We start from the raw sequence: 17,448 nt of genomic DNA on the forward strand, positions 1-17,448 counted from the left end.
CCAACGCAACGTTGGCGCGCCCTGAGCGCTGCCGACCTGCGTTTGTTATCAAGGAAACGAAAATGACATTCGTACTTACTGAAGAGCAGAACATGCTCAAGGAAGCCGCTCAGGATTTCATGTCCGAGCAGCTCTCACTCACACACTTCCGCAAGCAACGTAATGCGGGCGCAAACGGTAAAGACCCTGAAAGCTGGGGCGCTATGGCCGAAATGGGTTGGTATGGCGTTCTGGTCCCGGAAGAATTCGGTGGGTCTGAATTTGGCTATGTCGGCATGGGGCAGGTACTGGAAGCTCAGGGCCGCACGCTGGCGTCTTCTCCGCTTTTGCAGACAGCTATGGTCGGCGTATCAGCACTGGTTCTTGGCGGTACAGACGCACAGAAGTCTACGGTTCTGCCGAAGATCGCTGAAGGTAAGATTACAACGGCTCTGGCTGTGGACGAGCATGCTCACCACGCGCCGGCCAATGTTGCGATGACGGCTGAAGCAGCAGGTGGCGGCTACACGCTCACCGGTAAGAAAGTGTTTGTGCCAAACGGTCATTTCGCCGACCTCTTCATCATCGCAGCACGTACATCCGGTTCTGCGGGCGATACAGACGGCATCACGTTGTTCATGGTACCACGTGACACGGACGGCCTGACAATCGGCGAGCTCAGCACGCTTGATTATCATGGTGCAGCGAACCTTGAACTGAACGGTGTTGTGGTTCCGGCTGCAGACGTTCTGGGCGAAGTTGGCGGCGGCTTTGCGCTTCTGGATGCTGTTCTCGACCGTGGCCGTATTGGTGCGGCGGCTGAACTGCTCGGCCTGTCTGTGGCGGCGTTTGAAATGACGCATGAATATTTGCAGACGCGTAAGCAGTTCGGTCAGCTGATTGGGTCTTTCCAGTCTCTGCAGCACCGTGCAGCGATCATGTTCTCTGAAATCGAGCAGACGCGTTCTTGTGTGGCGGGTGCTCTGGCGGCCCTCGATGAAGGCCGTGATGATGTTGCTCAGATGGCATCTCTTGCGAAAGCCAAAGCCTCTCATCTGGCACACCTCGTCACGAATGAGACAATCCAGATGCATGGCGGTATCGGCATGACAGACGAACATGATGCAGGTTTCTTCATCAAGCGTGCGCGCGTTGTTGAGGCGATGTTCGGGGGTGAAGGTTTCCATAAGGAACGCTATGCGAGCCTTCTCGGTTTCTAGACTGTCCTGAAAAGGGACTCTGACTGTCCCAATTCTCGCATTAAGCGAAAGGCCCGATGAAAATCGGGCCTTTTTTTTAACCTTTTGAATCTGTTTGATTCTTTGGATTTTAATTCAGAAATGAAAGAAGTGCCTGCTTTGTTTGCAGGCAAAATGCAGCAAAAACAGTGAATTATAAAAATTCTTCTCTGGAATATCCCCTTTTGCGCGAGCGCTGTTGCGAGTCTTGAAAACGCAATGATACGTTAACTCTACAGCTTGGTATTTTTGTTGCTGGTACTCGTTTAAATCGTGCGCTCGGGGCGCACCAAACGAACCTGGAGACGACATGAAGATCGTAACAATTGGCAGCTTCAAGGGTGGTACGGGGAAAACAACTTTGTGTGCAGTGCTGGCGACAGCCCTGACTCAACGTGGATTGAAGACCCGTGTTATCGAACTTGAAACGTCTACTAAACCTCTGGCTCGCTTTGAGGCTGCGCGCGAATTTGCAGACCTGAACAGCCCTAACGTCGCTGATCTTCACGTATCTGGAGGTCACCCTGACGTTCAGGACTGGCAAATGGGTTTCCGCAATCAGGCTGAAGAAGCTGCGCGTAAAGGCTATGACGTTCTGCTGATCGATACGGTTTCTGTGTGGAAGCCTGAAGTCATTGCAGCTCACCTAGTTGCCGATCTTGTCATCACGACGGTTACTGAGAGCCCTGTTGATCTCTATCAGATCATGCCGACAAACGGCCCGAGCATGCAGGCGACGCGCCCTTACTCACAGCTGATCGATCTTGTTCGCCGTCACGCGCAAAAGCGGAACAAAACCGACTTTGGCTGGTTTATGTGCCTGAACCGCAAATCCCATCTGATTACGCGAGTTGGCGAAAGCGTGCGCGAGCAGCTGCTCGATTTCTGCGAAGAGTCCAATATCGACCTGCTCGAAGGTCTGGTTGACCGCGTTGGCTACCGCATCATGATGGAGACAGGCGTGACGCCGGTAGACGATATTGCCGGTGAACCGATCCAGCGCAGCTTCCTGGCGGCACGCACGGAATCACGTCGCCTTGCAGCGCAGGTTATCCGTCAGTTGAACCTTCAGCCGGGCCAGCGTGCGAACTACGCGATTGCGTAACGCTTAAAAGGTTTATACTCCGTACAAGAAAAGGCCTGAGCATTGCTCAGGCCTTCTTTGATTCTGGTTGGCTGATAGCGAGCCTTAGCTCGCTTTGCCCGGCGCGTTCTCAAGAACATCTTCAACAGAGCGAAGGCCCGGTTTCGGAGATGTAACCAGAACAGCCATATTGCCCGGAAGGTGCTGGTTATCGAGCATCTTCTCGTGTGCTTCCGGAATGTCGCTCCATGGGAAGACTTCGGACATGCACGGATCGATACGGCGGTCGATCACAAGCTGGTTCGCCTGCGACGCCTGTTTCAGGTTCGCGAAGTGGGAGCCCTGAACACGTTTCTGACGCATCCAGAGGAAGCGGGCGTCCATGGTCAGGTTGAAGCCTGTTGTACCGGCGCAAATCACGACCATACCGCCACGTTTTACGACGAAAACAGAAACCGGCATTGTGGACTCGCCAGGGTGTTCGAACACCATGTCGACGTCCTTTTTGCCCGTGATTTCCCAGATCGCCTTACCGAATTTGCGGCTCTCTTTCATATAATCATTGAACTCAGGGCCGTTCACAGTCGGCAGCTGACCCCAGCAATTAAAGTCTTTTCGGTTGAGTACGGCTTTGGCGCCCATACTCATCACGAAGTCGCGCTTCGACTCGTCTGACACGACGCCGATTGCGTGTGCACCGGTAACGGCGCAAAGCTGTGTCGCAAACGAACCGAGACCACCGGACGCGCCCCAGACGAGGACGTGCTCACCCGGACGCAGAACGTGCGGACGGTGGCCAAACAGCATGCGGTATGCGGTTGCGAGCGTCAGCGTGTAACACGCGCTCTCTTCCCATGTGAGGTGCTTCGGACGTGGCATACACTGGCGCGCCTGAACGCGGCAGAATTGAGCGAAGGAACCGTCCGGAGTTTCATAACCCCAGATGCGCTGGCTTGGCGAAAACATAGGGTCGCCGCCATTACATTCCTCGTCGTCGCCGTCATCCTGGTTACAGTGGATAACAACTTCGTCGCCTGGCTTTACACGCGTTACCTTGCGGCCAACAGCCCAGACAATGCCTGATGCGTCGGAACCAGCTACGTGGAAGTCAGCTTTGTGTACGTCGAACGGTGAAATTGGCTCACCAAGACCGGCCCAAACACCGTTATAGTTTACACCAGCGGCCATAACGAGAACCAGAACTTCATCGGAATCGATTTCTGGCACTGGAACCTGCTCAAGCTGCATTGCTTGATTCGGACGACCATGGCGCTCACGGCGAATGGACCATGCGTGCATGAATTTTGGGACGTGGAACTCCGGTGGAATCTCACCAACGTCGTAAATATCTTTTTGCTCGCGAGCCTGATTGGCTAAAGACATGCAGTTCTCCCCAAGAACGGTTAGAATATATCCGCCGTGATTTTGTTGTACGTGCGGACATCGAGGCCGCTAACCTGACCGCTGGAAATGAAGAGTCAAGTATTTTTGCTGCGCCGCAATATAGTTTCTGGGTAAGTGTTGCGCGAAACCGAAGAAACATGCGCCTGAAGGGGGAAATATTTCGTAGTCTGACGAAATGTCTCGCCTCTTCTGCGCGTCGTTTGTGTTGCATTGCACACTAACTCGGGTTTATCTGGCGCCGGGAGAAAACGAAAATGACTGAGACGCCTTACCAGCACGCGGCCGACAGGCCGTGGATTTTCCGCACTTATGCGGGCCATTCAACAGCCGCAGAGTCCAATGCGCTGTACCGGAGAAACCTTGCAAAAGGTCAGACCGGTCTTTCAATTGCCTTCGACCTGCCAACGCAGACTGCTTATGACGCAGACCATGTGCTCTCACGTGGTGAAGTGGGCAAAGTGGGCGTGCCAATTGGCCATCTGGGCGATATGCGCACCCTGTTTGACGAAATTCCAGTCGCCGAGATGAACACCTCGATGACGATCAACGCACCTGCAGCGTGGATGCTTGCCCTTTATGTAGCGCTGGCAGACGAGCAGGGCGCAGATCGCAAAGCGCTGCGTGGTACGACGCAGAACGACATCATCAAAGAATATCTCTCGCGCGGTACTTATGTCTTCCCGCCAAAGCCGAGCATGCGCCTCATCGCAGATATGGTCAGCTGGTGCTACACAGAGACTCCGAAGTGGAACCCGCTGAATGTGTGTTCCTACCACCTTCAGGAAGCGGGTGCGACGCCTGAGCAGGAGCTTGCTTACGCGCTTGCAACAGCGTGCGCCGTCCTCGACGCGACGAAAGAAGGTGGTCAGGTTCCTGACGAAGACTTCGAAATCGTCTTTGGACGTATCTCCTTCTTTGTGAATGCTGGTGTGAAGTTCGTCACCGAGCTTTGCAAAATGCGTGCATTCGTCGACATGTGGGAAGAGATCGGTCGTGAACGCTATGGCGTGACAAATCCGAAATCGCTCCTCTTCCGTTATGGTGTTCAGGTGAACTCGCTCGGCCTTACTGAGCCGCAGCCGGAAAACAACGTCTATCGTATCCTGATCGAGGCGTTGGCTGTCACACTGTCCAAGCGTGCCCGCTGCCGTGCGCTTCAGCTGCCAGCCTGGAACGAAGCGATGGGCCTGCCGCGTCCATGGGACCAGCAATGGTCTCTGCGCCTGCAGCAAATCCTCGCATACGAAACAGATCTGCTCGAATTTGAAGACCTGTTCGACGGATCTCATGTCGTCGAAGCGAAGACGAACGAACTGAAAGAAAAAGCCCGCGCGGAACTCGCCAAAATCGACGCTGCCGGCGGCGCTGTCGATTCGGTTGAGTATATGAAAGCCCAGCTCGTTGAGAGCCAGCGCCAGCGTGTTGCCGGTATCGAAACGGGCGACCACATGGTCGTTGGCGTCAACGCTTACAAGGAAACGGAAGAAAGCCCGCTCTCTGCTGGCGAGAAATCCATCCAGAAAGTCGACCCTATGCTTGAGGCTGAAACCGTTGCCAAGCTGAAAGCGTGGCGCGCGGCGCGTGATGCCAAAGCAGTTGATGCGGCGCTGGAAGGCCTGCGCTCTGCGGCGGTTGAAGGCCGTAACATGATGGAGCCGAGCATTGTCGCGGCGAAAGCTGGCGTCACAACTGGTGAGTGGGGCGGCGTTCTGCGTGAAGTCTTCGACCAGTATCGCGGCCCGACAGGTGTGTCTCTCGTAATCGCTTCCGATCCGGAATCCAGAGAGGCCGAGATCAAGGCCGAGGTCGAGCGCGTCTCTGAAGTGCTGGGCAGCACGCTGACATATGTTCTGGGTAAGCCGGGTCTTGATGGACACTCAAACGGCGCAGAGCAGATCGCTTCAAAAGCGCGTCAGGTGGGCATGAATGTTCGCTATGACGGCATCCGCTTTACACCGGAAGAGATTGTCGCGCAGGCAGTTGAAGAGAAGGCTCACGTGGTTGGTCTCTCAATCCTTTCCGGATCTCACGTCGAGCTGGTGCGCGATGTAGCCGCTAAAATGCGTGAAGCTGGCATTGGCCATGTACCGCTCGTTGTCGGTGGTATCATTCCGCCTGAAGACGAACTGGTTCTGAAGCAGGTCGGCGTCGCGCGCGTCTATACGCCGAAAGACTATAAGTTAAACGAGATCATGGCAGACATCGTCGCCACGGTTGAGAAGAGCGCGTCAGAAACTGTGTAGCTGACAGCAGCAACAAAAAACGATTAAGGCGGATGGTCGTTCGATCGTCCGCCTTTTTTGTGTTCACTCGGCTGCCTCGTCCTGACCATGGCCGAACAGCTTGCCCTTCTCGGTCACGAACACGATGATCAGACTGACGACACCAAGGCCTACATAGCCCATCAGAACAGGGATAAGAGTGCCGTCATACTGGCGGGCAATAAAGCCGCCAATGCTGGCTGCCATTGTTGTCGACGCAAAGCCCAGCAGTGCAGAGGCCGTGCCCGCAATCCGGCCCAATGGCTCCATCGCCATGGAATTGAAATTCGGGCCCATAAAGCCGAAATTCATGAAGACCAGTGCAAAGAAGAACATGAACACATAGAGGTTCGGGCCGAACACGTGTGTCACGATCAGCAGAACGACGCTGAAGAATGTGAAACCGATCATCGCCGCATGAGAGATTACGCGCTGGCCGAACTTTTCGACAATGCGGGAGTTGGTGAAATTCGCGACGCTCATGGCTGCGGCAATACCCGCAAACCAGAAGACGAATGTTTCCGGCGTCTGGAAGATGTCGTTGAAGATTTGCTCTGATGAGGAGATGAAGGCAAATAGCGCACCAAAGATCACGCCGCTTGCCAGCATATAGCCGAGCGCAAGGCGGGTTTTAAATACGGTGGCATAGGCTTCAAAAATGGCTTTCGGCGCGATGCTGGTGCGTTTTTCGGGCGGACGGGTCTCTGGCATTCGGAAGTGCGACCAGACGAGCATAATCGCGCCGCCAATCGCCAGAATACCGAATGTGCTCTGCCAGATATGGAAGACGTTCAGAACGGTCTGTCCGATGAGAGGGGCCAGAATTGGCACCACCATGAAGACGGTCATGACCAGTGACATGATCCGCGCCATGCCGCGGCCTACATAAAGGTCCCGTACAACGCTCACCGCGATCACACGCGTGCCTCCGGCTGCGACGCCGAGGACAAACCGCCATATCAGAAGCGTTTCGAAATTATGCGCCAGCGTGCACCCAAGGCTCGCAAGAACATACCCAATCAACACAAGGTTCAGAACGCCTTTCCGGCCAAACCTGTCCGTGATCGGCCCCCAGAGCAGCTGTGATGTGCCAAAGCCCAGCATATAGATCACAACGATCAGCTGGGCGTCGTTTTCCGTTGGTGCGTTGAGAGCACGGCCGATTTCGGACATGGCTGGCAGCATGACATCAATCGCGAGCGCATTGAGCGCCATGAGATAGGCGGTCATTGCAACGAATTCTGGTGTTGAGATATTCTTGCCGGTCGGGGGGGCGGACGTCGTAGTCATTCTGGGTCCGTTACTCCCTTTTTGCTAGAAAGGAAACGGTCAAATTTTGACTGTTTCGATGAGTTATTCTCACCAACGTCGAAACGGTGCGAGAAATTTCTGGCCGAAGCTCGCCTGACGGAAAAATTCTTCGAGCTGCCCGAGACCAATTGATAGAGAGGGGCATTTTGCTGTATCTGGCCCCATGACCACATATACAGTTGCTGCCCTTTATAAATTTACTGCCTTTCCGGACTTTGAAAGCTGGCAGGAGAAAATCCGTGATTTCGCGAATGCGCGCGAGATTTGCGGCTCTCTTCTGATCGCGAGCGAAGGCATTAACGGCACAATCGCCGGCCCGACCGAAACGGGCATGCGCGAGATGATCGACTATCTGGAAGCCATTTCTGCTATTGGCACGCTGGAGGTGAAATACTCCCACGCGCAGGCCAAACCGTTTAAACGTATGAAAGTCCGCCTGAAGGAAGAGATTGTGCGCATGGGCGTGCCGGGCATCGACCCGAACCGCACTGTTGGCACCTATGTCGATCCGAAAGACTGGAACAAGCTGATTGCGGACCCTGAAACGCTGGTCATTGATACGCGTAACTCTTTTGAGTTCGACATGGGTACGTTTAAAGGCGCAGTGGACCCTGAAACACGCACCTTCCGCGAGTTTCCAGGCTGGGTGGACCAGCATGTCGGCAAGCCGGGTGAGCGCAACGCCAAGAAGATCGCCATGTTCTGTACTGGCGGTATTCGGTGTGAGAAGGCGACAGCCTATCTGAAAGAAATGGGCCATGACGAGGTGTATCACCTCAAGGGTGGCATCCTGAAGTATCTTGAAGATGTGCCTCAGGAGGAAAGCCTCTGGCAGGGCGAATGCTTCGTTTTTGACGAACGGGTCGGCATTAAGCACGGCCTTGAGCTGGGCGAATATGTCAGCTGCCATGCGTGCGGCCGGGGCGTCAGCCCTGAAGGTCAGACGTCCGAGAACTATGTGCCGGGCGTCTCCTGCGACTATTGTATCGACAAGTTCACGGAGAATGATCGCGAGCGGTTCCGCCAGCGCCAGCTCCAGCTGGAGCTGGCCAAAAAGCGCGGTGAAGCGGGTATGGGGCCAGAGGCACGTCCGGACCTTCTGCGCGAACACCGCGAAGCCGAAGACATGCAGGAAAACGGGGAGGGGTAATGCCCGTACCCGTTCTCTACAGCTTCCGCCGATGCCCTTATGCCATGCGTGCGCGCCTTGCGATCCAGTCTTCCGGCACGCAGGTCGAGCTGCGGGAAATCCACTTGAAGCACAAGCCCGAGCATATGCTGGAGGCATCGCCCAAAGGCACGGTGCCTGTTCTTATTTTTCCGGATGGCAGCGTGATCGATGAAAGCCTCGATGTGGCTAGATGGGCACTCGCAGAGGCTGACCCCCAAGGCTGGCTGGCGCCGTTTGAAGCTGATCGCGAAGCGTCCGACTTCCTGATTGCGCGCAATGATGGCCCGTTCAAACATCATCTCGACCGGTATAAATATGCCAGCCGCTATGAAGATGTGGATGCGAGTGAGCATCGCGCTGAAGGGCTCAAAATTCTGGAAGACCTTGATGCCCGTCTGGCCGACACCGGCTATCTGATGGCGCCGGCATTCACTTTTGTGGATGCCGCCATCGCCCCGTTTGTGCGCCAGTTCCGCATTCCGGACAAAGACTGGTTTGATAATCTGCCTCTGCCTGCGCTCATCAAATGGGTGCACGACTTCATGGAAAGCGACCGCTTTGCCAGCGTCATGGAAAAGTATCCCCGGTGGGAAGGCGGCGAGGGCGAGCTGTTTCCGGCTGCCCTCTAGCTGTTCCTAATCCAGCGCGAAGCTAAGGCTGGCAAAGCTTGTCGCATAGTCGGCGCCAAAAGCACGTTCTGATACGGGCATGGCCCACGCTGCGTGAAGATACCAGTCACCTTCCGGCGGGCGGTCGAAGTTGACCATACCGTTTTCATCAGTCGTGATTTTGACCGGCTCGGTTATCGTGTCCCTGCGGTTGATATGCAGCGTGCCCCCTTCAAGTGGTTCACCCAGATAGAGAAGCTGGAAGGACAGTGTCTCGGAGCACCCCTCTGACGGGCTTTCGAGCGGGATGATTTCCAGCACATGGCCGACCGGCTGGCTGATAAAGCCTGTTTCACAAGCTGCCTCACCTTCCGGCAGGACAAGCGCTTTCATGAAGCGGGAATAAACTTCTGTGCCGGGGCGGTTCAGGTCTCCGCTGGACGCCCTGTGGCGCAGTATGGGTGAAATACCTTCCTCTGCGGCGTATTCCAGAAACGTCTCGGCATCCAGCCGACTACTTGCGCGGAATGTTGTGAGCGTAAGCATGTGAGCTTCATCCGGGGACATATCGAGCTGGAGCGTGTCGCCCGGCTGCAAATCTGCTGCTTCCGTCAGAAGTGAGCGGCGCATGCTCGCAGATTCCAGCGTCATGGAAACCAGACGCGCCGGATGCATATTGTAAGAGGCCAGGTCGTCAGCATGCCCGGAGAAGAAGCTCACGGTGACGCCAGTGTCGCTGCGGTCTGCTTCCATCCATGCGTCGTGTGCACATACGGGCAGGGCGGCAAGGGCGAGGCAGGCTGAAGCCAGAGCTGTTTTTCCTAGCATGGTCGTTCCTCTCTTTGTTCAGAATACACAACAGTTACGGCGCGGTTTTTTAGAGTGGTGCAAAAAAGTTCCGAAAAAAGTGCACAATTTTTCGATGCCGCTGCGTAACCCAAGTCTCGTCTATTATAATCAGGGAGTTTCAGATGGGACTAAAAGCATTACTCATAGCGGGTGCAGCTATGGCGACGGGGCTATCTGCTTACGCCTCCAGCCACCGCGAAGCGCCCGGTATTACCGAACAGCCCAAGGTCGACGGCACTGACTTCTACATGTTCCGTAGTTACGAGCCGGGCCGCGAAAACTACGTTACTTTCATTGCGAATTATCAGCCGCTTCAGCTGCCATATGGCGGTCCGAACTATTTCACTATGGACCCTGATGCCCTTTATGAAATTCACATCGATACGGATGCGGATGCCGTTGAGGACCTCACATTCCAGTTCGATTTTGATAACTCACTGAACAGTGGCGGCATCGCGCTCAATATTGGCGGCGAGACCGTTCCTGTGCCGCTGCGCGCAATTGGTGACCCGTCTTCATCCGGAAATCTCAATGAGAGCGAGAGCTATGAGCTCTACATGATCACGGGCGATCGCCGCACTGGAGAGCGTGTTTCGCTTGGTACGTTCGACAAGCCGTTTGACAATTCCGGCACGAAAACCATTCCGGATTATCCGGGCTATGCCGACCAGTTCATCTATCCGCTGTCCATTCCAGGGTGTTCCGCGCAAGGCCAAGTCTTCGTTGGCCAGCGCGCAGAAGCGTTTGCGGTGAATCTCGGTGAAATCTTTGACCTTGTGAATCTCGTGCCAATTGATGGCGATGTGCCGCTTAACGAGAACGGCGACACGTTCCCGGGCGGTATCACGCAGGATCGTGCGAATGATGACCTAGTAGGCCGCGCGAACGTCACATCACTGGCGATCGAACTGCCGATCGACTGCCTCAATGATGACGGCGACGACATTATTGGTGCATGGACGACAGCCAGCCTGCCACAGGCGGAAATCGAAGATCCATCCCCGACCTATGAGCAGACATCTGTTTACGGCGGCGCCTATGTACAGCAGTCGCGCCTCTCAGCGCCTCTGGTGAACGAGGTCGTCATCGGCCTGCCGGATAAGGATTTGTTCAACGCAGCAGAGCCGACGCAGGACTCAGCGCTGGCAACTTATGTCACGAACCCGACGCTGCCAGCTCTGCTAGATATTCTCTTCCGTGATGCGGTGAACTCCTCGCTCGGTACGAATATTGAGAATCTTGCGCCGCAAAACTATCCGCGTAACGACCTTGTCGCGGCCTTCCTGACCGGCATTGACGGGCTTAACCAGCCAGCAGATGTGACCGCGTCAGAAATGATGCGTCTCAACCTAGGCATCGCGCCGACACCGCGTGATCAACAGAGCACGTTTGGCGTGGCTGGTGACGATCTGGCGGGCTTCCCGAATGGACGCCGTCCTGGCGATGACACGGTCGATATCGCACTTCGCGTAGTCATGGGCGCGCTTTGCTATCCGGTGCCAATTCAGGGTGTAGAGACAGACCTCGGTCTTTGTGCCCCTGAAGATGCGCCAGTTGGCAATGTTCCATTCACGGACGGTGCGCCAATCAGCGCGAGCGAGCTACCGGACAGCTTCCCGTATCTGAATGACCCGATTCCGGGGGCCACAGGATAACAGGAGCACATTATGAGACATTCAAAATCACTTCTGGAGGTTTCGCGGACGGCCCTGTTGGTTGGCTTTTTAGGGCTTTCGCTGGCGGCATGTTCCGGTGGCGGTGGGGATAATAACAATGGTGGTCCATTTCCGACGCCGACACCCACGCCGTCGCCGCCACCGCCTCCGCCGCCTCCGCCACCACCTCCACCTCCGCCGCCGCCGGTACCGGCGAGCCAGGCGGCCTCACAGCTTGGAGGCGGGTTCAACATGGCCTTTACCGAACCGCCTTTCGGCACGCCTTATGACCCGCAGCAGAATGATGTTGCTGAGCTGACGGCGACTGTGGATCCGATCGACATCGAAAATCCATAGGCGGATGTACCACTTGAAAATGAAAAGCCCCGACCATGTGGCCGGGGCTTTATTATGCATGTTGCCGCGGAAGTTTACTCAAACGTCTCCGCGACCACACCGCCGCGACCGGACCAGTTCTCATCCGTAATCGCTGCCCGTGACGTGATGCCGAGGTTTACGAGCATAATAAACGCGAATGCGTTTCCGCTGATCACGGTGGATAAACCCATCATGGCAAACAATGTTGGTGTGAAGCTCGTGTCATTCTGCGTCGCCATGCTCGTCATGACCGGCATCATTAGAAGGAGTTGCAGCACGAGGGACAAAACATAATAGGCTACGATTGGAATTAGAAACGCCCCGAATAATGGCCAGAAACGACCTTTTGTGACGGCTTCAGCTTCAAAGAAAGTGATTTTGTTGTCCCGTATCGTCACGGCAGAAGCTGGCGCAAATTGTACTGCTAGCGCCAGGAGGCCAAGATAGGCCGCCAAATTGAAAATTAGGGCCAGAAAGGGTGCTGCCATGGGGAATCCAGCGGCGACGATCATGACAAGTACGCCAAAGATAAAAACGACAATCGCCATGACGATCATAGCCAACAGACCCATGAGTATCCACCGGAGGTAGACGCCGATCACGCGCAGCTCGTCTTTGCCGAAGCGAATTGAGAATGCCTCATTGCGGATATACCGGCGAAGGGCGGATGCTTCGAGCACGGCCATCATGACCACTGTAAGAGGCACGAGGATCGCCATTGTGCCGAACATTCTGCCTATGAACGCAAACGCTTCCTCGTTGGATACTGGAACCGTCTGGCCGGGCGCCGTGATACCGAAGCTTGCCATCATATCGAACATCATGAACATGCTGCCACCGAAAAGAAGTGTCATGGCAATGAACGCCGTAAGAAGCCATTTCCAGACAAAGCTGCCCGGGCCTTTAGTATTCTGAAAATGCATCAGCGCGGAGCTGAAAGTGAATTTTTCCATGAGTTGTTCCCCTTGGAGCGAGTTGAAACAGGCGATGAGATGATTAGTCGAAGGTTTCGGCGACGGTGTCTGTCTGGCCGACCCAGTCTGGATCGGAGAGAGCTGCCTTAGACGTAATGCCAAGCATGATGAGTTGGAGGATGGGCGCGGTCAGGACGAAAACGCCTACAGTGATCACAGCTGTGATCAGATCGGTCTTAAACGCATTGGTCGGATCATATAGAGACCAGTCCTGCGGCGGAGTGTTTGTAAGTTGCAGGATTACGGGGACGACAAAAAGATCGACAATCACATCCAGAGCGTAGAACGGCAATGTAACAACCAATGCTGCAGCGAGGAGGCGCCAGAACTTACCAGACACTATTCTTTTTGACGAAATGAAGAGGACTTTGTTTTCACGGATGGTGAGCGCCGAAGCCGTCATAAAGGATATCGCAACGTAAATCGCAAGGCCAACAAACGGCAGTGCCAACAGCGACGTAATGATAAGGTTTGTGGTGGCGTTCCGGCTCATGCTTGCAACGATTGCGTTGCCGAACATCATTAGGAAAAGTAATGCTGCGAAGGCGCAGAGAAAGATGATGCCTGCCCAGCAGAGAAAAACGCCGAGCAGTCTGAATTCGTCTTTGCTGAAGCGAAGGGAAAAGCCCTCTCGTCGGATGTACCAGCGAAGCGCAGAGGCTTCGAACATCGCCCAAATCGTGACAAAGAACGGTATAGGCAGGACTGAAAGCCAGATATTCGAAAATGGGCGGATGTAGCGAAAGTCGCCCTGCGCGGCGGCTTCATAAGCCTGATAAGACGCGTAAAGCGAGAGCATGGCGGCGATGGCATTCGCCAGGCCCAAAACCAGAACATAAGCCAGCAGCCATTTCCACACAAAGCCGGACGGCCCTTGTGAATTCCGGAAATGCATCAGCGCCGAGCTGAAGCTGAATTTTTCCATCAAACTGCCCTCATCATCCCGTTTTGATTAAATCGACGTTTGAGTGGAGGCACAAGGCTATACTCGCGCTTGAGTAGTGTTTGTTTCGTTGAAACTCTTGGCCTTTCGGGCAGGCTGTCGACAAGTGCGGGCGGATCATCCATGGTCTTTGACAGGATGATTTGAGCGGTTTCTCAGGGGTTTCAGGCAATGCAATTTGTCTTGCATATCGGCACCAACAAGACAGGCACATCGAGTATTCAGCGCGCCTTTTTTGAAAACCGTGAGGCATTGAAAGAACGAGGTGTCATATACCCGCTGACAGGTCTTGAACCAGAAACCCCAGCACACCACCATTTGTCGCGCGTGTTGCGAGGCAGGCGCGCCGATGAACTTGGTATGGAGCCAGCCTGGCGGGATTATTTCGTGCGGGAGATACGAGAGTACGATACCTGCGTCCTCTCCAGTGAGAACTTTCACACTATTCCGAACCCGGATTGTGTCGCTAACCTTTTGCCGAAAAAGCGGACCAAGGTTGTCGTCTATCTGCGCGAACACGCGACCTATATGATTTCCTGGTACCAGCAGGCAGTGCAGTCCCGGAATACCGCGATGGACCTGCCGGAATTTGTGGATGCTTTTTTCATCAGCTTTACAGAGCTGGTCGACCGCTGGGCCAAAGTGTTTGGCAGGAAGAATGTCATTGTCCGCCAGTATGACCGCCGCACACTAAAAAATGGCGATGTGGTAGCTGACCTTGCCAGCATTGTGCAGCCGGGGCTTGAGAGCGTATTCGAGAATGACGATTTCGCTTTTAACCAGAGCGTTGCGGGCAATCTATTGTTTACTAAGCGTCTTTTGAATTGTTTCATCACTAAGTCGGAATCCCTTTCCATCGCGAACGAGATTTCGGCGATGGTGCATCTCGACCCGACCTTTAAAGGCAAAATTGAAGTCGATCAGTCTGTCGTGAAGCGCGCTGCATTTCTGGCGAAGAATGATCGCATCACACTAAAGAAGAGATACGGCCTCGATCTCATCCCGCGTCATGAAGGCATAGAAGGATCGCTCTATCCGGATATGTCCCGCCTGAAACAGGATATCGAGACGATCCGCGCGGAGTGCAAGCGACGCAATTTCAAAGCGGATGAGTATTTCGAGCGCATGTTCAGCGCGCTCTGAGCTAATAAAAAAGCCCGCTCGAAAGCGGGCTTTTCCGTTTGCGTGGGGCGCAGTGCTTACGCGACGCGCTCAACCATCATTTTCTTGATCTCACCAATCGCTTTGGCAGGGTTCAGGCCTTTCGGGCAAACCTGCGCACAGTTCATGATGGTGTGGCAGCGATAGAGTTTGAACGGATCTTCCAGATCGTCCAGACGCTCGCCAGCAGCTTCGTCGCGGCTATCGATCAGCCAGCGGTAAGCGTGAAGCAGGGCTGCAGGGCCGAGATATTTGTCGCCATTCCACCAGTAAGACGGGCAGGATGTAGAGCAGCATGCGCACATGATGCATTCATACAGGCCATCCAGCTTGTCACGATCTTCCGGTGTCTGCTTCCATTCTTTCTCCGGCTCTGGTGTGTCGGTTTTCAGGAATGGCTGCACATAAGCGTGCTGCGCGTAGAAGTTTGTGAGGTCCGGAACGAGGTCCTTCACAACTGGCATGTGTGGCAGCGGCGCGATTGTGATTGAAGAGCCAGCAATCTCTTTCCAGCCCTTTGTGCAGGCGATCGTGTTGCGGCCACCAATCATCATGGCGCACGAACCACAAATACCTTCACGGCAAGAGCGGCGGAATGTGAGCGTAGAGTCGATATGCGTTTTGATGTAGATCAGAACGTCGAGAACCATCGGTCCGCAATCGTCCATATCGACGAAGTAAGTATCCCAGCGCGGATTTCCGTCAGCTTCAGGATCATAACGATAGATTTTGAACTTCTTGACGTTCGCACCCTCAGGCTTCGGCCATGTCTTGCCTGTTTGAACCTGCGAATTTTTTGGAAGCGTCAGCTGAACCATAATATCCCGTCCTTACAAATCTTCAGCGGTTTTATAACCGGCTTTGAAGTAAAAGATAGATCACTGATAAATTTCTGACAGGTTTTCGATGAAAAGCCAGAACGTCATGATTATTTGACCCCTGTTTGCTCAGTCTACGCCCGAATTTCAAGGGGTTTTCCGGCGAATCAGCCCCTAAACGGGCCCAGGGAACAGCTTCAGGCTTTCCTGCGAATTGAAGTTGCTCAGGCCGGGCAATGCCAGAGCGATTTCTTCTTCTGTCAGCCCGAACCAGCGGCCGAGAGGTTCTGCATATTGATCGACCGAAAGCGAGGGTAGGAGCCGCCCTGCGCCAGCGTCATTTGCATGCCCAAGATCGTAAGGCGGAATGTCGCCGAATATGGTCTGGCCCTCAACGGCATCACCGATGACAAAGTGGTGTCCGCCCCAGCCATGGTCGGTGCCATCGCCATTAGAGGCTAGGGACCGCCCGAAGTCGGATGCCGTGAATACGGTGACGTCGTTCATGAGGCCGAAGGCGTCCATCGTCTGAACGAAACGCGAGATGCCATCGCTTAACGTGCGCTGCAGACCGGGTAGATCAGCGGCCTGACTGGAGTGCGTGTCGAAATTACCGAAGGCGACAAAGAAGACCTGCCGGCGTTGCCCCAGCGCGTCGCGGGCTTGAATGGCGCGGGCGACGGCTTCCAGTTGTGGGCCGAGTGCATCATTGGCGAAGCTGATCGGAAGGTCCGGCGCGTTCTGTGTCGCGTCGTTATAGGCCTCATTGGCCAGAAAGGCCGTTTCCTGAATGGAGGCGATATCGCGCCCGATCAGATTGTCACCGTCATAGTCGTTAGCCTGAAGAAAGGCGCGTAGTCGCTGAAAGCTCTCTTCGCCTTCCTCGGAATTTCGGCCCTGTTCGGCGCGGGCCAGCTGGTCAAAGCTGCCAGCGCCATTACGGCCAAGCTCATAGGGCTGTGCGCGATCACCGACGAGAAAGACAGACGATCCGGCAGTTGAGATTGTGGTGAAGGACTCGCCGGAATTGGCTGATGAGGAAATAGCTGCATCGGCAAACCGGCCGCCCCATCCGCGCCGTGCACCTTCCGGTGCATTGGCCATCCATGTTGATTGCTGGTCATTGTGAGAGAAAAGCTGGCGGGGAATGCGGCCGGTGCCCTGTCTGAATTGATCCAGCGTTAAGGGTTCGATCAGCGGCCCGACATTGCCCACAATCGAAGCCCGTCCGCTTTCGAACAGGCTGTGCAACTCGCTGAGTTCTTCGGGGAGGGCAAACTGACGTCCCTCGAACTGGCTCGCATTGACCGGATTGAGCGGCAGAAGCCGATCGCGAACGCGCGTCGATCCGCCTCCAAGCTGGTTGTAGGAGCTGAGCAGTGAGGACCGGACACGCGCATAGCTCTCATAATTTGCCTCATCGAAGGGCAGGACTGTGTCGTGGCAGTCCATACCGCCAAGCAGGAAGATGCAGACGAGTGCGCGATAGCCTGAAATGTCAGCCGCGCTGGCTTTTTGAAATCCGGTCAGGGCCGTGGTCAGGCTGGCGGCTGTGGCGCCGGACAACCCTGCGGCGCCGGCATAACGTAGAAGTGTGCGTCTGGAGATGTTCAT

15 protein-coding genes are annotated in these 17,448 nt (G+C 54.9%); 8 read left to right on the forward strand and 7 right to left on the reverse strand.

Going from position 1 to position 17,448, the window contains the following annotated elements; genetic code table 11:
• Nucleotides 1-62 precede the first annotated feature (62 nt).
• Together G523_RS0107655 and G523_RS0107660 are read left to right on the forward strand one after the other, a co-directional pair.
• Nucleotides 63-1,199 carry an acyl-CoA dehydrogenase family protein gene (locus G523_RS0107655; protein WP_027441545.1) on the forward strand — a complete coding sequence of 379 codons (1,137 nt, stop codon included), beginning with the start codon at nt 63-65 and terminating at the stop codon, nt 1,197-1,199.
• Between the two features lie 328 nt (nt 1,200-1,527).
• Nucleotides 1,528-2,322 carry a division plane positioning ATPase MipZ gene (locus G523_RS0107660; protein ID WP_022694458.1) on the forward strand — a complete coding sequence of 265 codons (795 nt, stop codon included), beginning with the start codon at nt 1,528-1,530 and terminating at the stop codon, nt 2,320-2,322.
• Nucleotides 2,323-2,406: 84 nt separating this feature from the next.
• Here G523_RS0107660 and ccrA read toward each other — a convergent pair whose 3' ends face one another.
• The gene (gene ccrA / locus G523_RS0107665) at nt 2,407-3,684 is read right to left on the reverse strand and encodes a crotonyl-CoA carboxylase/reductase (protein ID WP_022694459.1); all 1,278 of its coding nucleotides are present in this window, start codon (nt 3,682-3,684) and stop codon (nt 2,407-2,409) included.
• A 275-nt stretch (nt 3,685-3,959) separates the two neighbouring features.
• Between ccrA and G523_RS0107670 the strand changes: the two genes are divergently transcribed.
• Entirely contained in the window at nt 3,960-5,948 is a 1,989-nt protein-coding gene (locus G523_RS0107670) for a protein meaA (protein WP_022694460.1), read from the forward strand.
• 63 nt (nt 5,949-6,011) lie between these two features.
• On the opposite strand, the gene G523_RS0107675 is transcribed toward G523_RS0107670, so the two are convergent.
• Nucleotides 6,012-7,256, reverse strand: coding sequence for a multidrug effflux MFS transporter (locus tag G523_RS0107675; protein ID WP_022694461.1), 1,245 nt, complete (start codon nt 7,254-7,256; stop codon nt 6,012-6,014).
• 184 nt (nt 7,257-7,440) lie between these two features.
• Here G523_RS0107675 and trhO point away from each other — a divergent pair, with 184 nt between their 5' ends.
• Together trhO and G523_RS0107685 are read left to right on the forward strand one after the other, a co-directional pair.
• On the forward strand, nt 7,441-8,427 hold the full coding sequence (gene trhO, locus G523_RS18530) for an oxygen-dependent tRNA uridine(34) hydroxylase TrhO (RefSeq protein WP_022694462.1): 987 nt from the start codon (nt 7,441-7,443) through the stop codon (nt 8,425-8,427).
• Complete coding sequence (locus tag G523_RS0107685) at nt 8,427-9,077, forward strand: glutathione S-transferase (RefSeq protein ID WP_022694463.1); 651 nt, start codon at nt 8,427-8,429, stop codon at nt 9,075-9,077. Before trhO ends, G523_RS0107685 begins: the two co-directional genes overlap by 1 nt.
• 6 nt (nt 9,078-9,083) lie before the next feature.
• Here the strand turns inward: G523_RS0107685 and G523_RS0107690 are convergent, their stop codons facing one another.
• On the reverse strand, nt 9,084-9,884 hold the full coding sequence (locus tag G523_RS0107690) for a DUF4198 domain-containing protein (protein ID WP_081648736.1): 801 nt from the start codon (nt 9,882-9,884) through the stop codon (nt 9,084-9,086).
• A 143-nt stretch (nt 9,885-10,027) separates the two neighbouring features.
• On the opposite strand from G523_RS0107690, the gene G523_RS0107695 reads away from it, so the two are divergent.
• Nucleotides 10,028-11,560, forward strand: coding sequence for a DUF4331 domain-containing protein (locus tag G523_RS0107695; RefSeq protein WP_022694465.1), 1,533 nt, complete (start codon nt 10,028-10,030; stop codon nt 11,558-11,560).
• Between the two features lie 12 nt (nt 11,561-11,572).
• The gene (locus tag G523_RS21160) at nt 11,573-11,917 is read left to right on the forward strand and encodes a hypothetical protein (protein ID WP_022694466.1); all 345 of its coding nucleotides are present in this window, start codon (nt 11,573-11,575) and stop codon (nt 11,915-11,917) included.
• 74 nt (nt 11,918-11,991) lie between these two features.
• On the opposite strand, the gene G523_RS0107705 is transcribed toward G523_RS21160, so the two are convergent.
• Entirely contained in the window at nt 11,992-12,891 is a 900-nt protein-coding gene (locus G523_RS0107705) for a hypothetical protein (protein WP_022694467.1), read from the reverse strand.
• Between the two features lie 43 nt (nt 12,892-12,934).
• Nucleotides 12,935-13,837 carry a hypothetical protein gene (locus G523_RS0107710; protein ID WP_022694468.1) on the reverse strand — a complete coding sequence of 301 codons (903 nt, stop codon included), beginning with the start codon at nt 13,835-13,837 and terminating at the stop codon, nt 12,935-12,937.
• 189 nt (nt 13,838-14,026) lie between these two features.
• Between G523_RS0107710 and G523_RS0107715 the strand changes: the two genes are divergently transcribed.
• A complete protein-coding gene (locus G523_RS0107715) occupies nt 14,027-14,998 on the forward strand; it encodes a hypothetical protein (RefSeq protein ID WP_022694469.1) in 972 nt (323 codons plus the stop codon).
• A 56-nt stretch (nt 14,999-15,054) separates the two neighbouring features.
• Here the strand turns inward: G523_RS0107715 and G523_RS0107720 are convergent, their stop codons facing one another.
• Both G523_RS0107720 and G523_RS0107725 read right to left on the reverse strand, forming a co-directional pair.
• Nucleotides 15,055-15,834 carry a succinate dehydrogenase iron-sulfur subunit gene (locus G523_RS0107720; protein ID WP_022694470.1) on the reverse strand — a complete coding sequence of 260 codons (780 nt, stop codon included), beginning with the start codon at nt 15,832-15,834 and terminating at the stop codon, nt 15,055-15,057.
• A 174-nt stretch (nt 15,835-16,008) separates the two neighbouring features.
• Complete coding sequence (locus G523_RS0107725; RefSeq protein WP_022694471.1) at nt 16,009-17,448, reverse strand: DUF1501 domain-containing protein; 1,440 nt, start codon at nt 17,446-17,448, stop codon at nt 16,009-16,011.

Origin of the sequence: Ponticaulis koreensis DSM 19734 (genome assembly GCF_000420665.1) — a bacterium.
In the GTDB taxonomy this organism is placed as follows: domain Bacteria; phylum Pseudomonadota; class Alphaproteobacteria; order Caulobacterales; family Hyphomonadaceae; genus Ponticaulis; species Ponticaulis koreensis.